Below are 492 nucleotides of genomic sequence, written 5' to 3' on the forward strand. Positions count from 1 at the left end.
GCACTTGGCGTGGGTTAGCCCGTTATGCCATCGATGGCAGCACCCTCCGAACCTCCGACACGCCGGAAAATCGCCAGCACTTTGGTGCTCAGGTCTATGCCTCGGGCGTTGTGGCAAGCTACCCCCAGTTGCGGCTGCTGACGCTAACGGCATTGGCCACCCATTTAGTACGGGAAGCGGTGTTTGGCGAATATGGCAAGAGTGAAATGCGCTATGCGCGCGACTTGCTACAGGCGGTTCCAGATCATTCGCTCACGGTGTTCGATAAGGGCTTTCTCAGTGCGGACCTACTGCTGCAGCTTCAGCAAGCCGGCACTGAGCGCCACTGGTTGATTCCGGCCAAGGCCAACAGCAAATGGGAACGCCTAGATCCACACCCGACCGATTACCGGGTCCGGATGAAGGTCTCGCCGCAGGCCCGCGAACACAATCCAACCCTACCGGCCTATTGGGAAGCTCGGGCCATCGTAACCATCTCGCGACATGGTCGCC

At 59.6% G+C, this 492-nt stretch carries 1 protein-coding gene; it reads left to right on the forward strand.

All coding sequences use genetic code 11. The features are described from left to right. The coding region (locus HA052_RS27185; protein ID WP_166454447.1) for a transposase at nucleotides 1-492 on the forward strand (492 nt) is incomplete at both ends.

Origin of the sequence: Chromobacterium fluminis (genome assembly GCF_011602385.1) — a bacterium.
Classification (GTDB): Bacteria; Pseudomonadota; Gammaproteobacteria; order Burkholderiales; family Chromobacteriaceae; genus Chromobacterium; species Chromobacterium fluminis.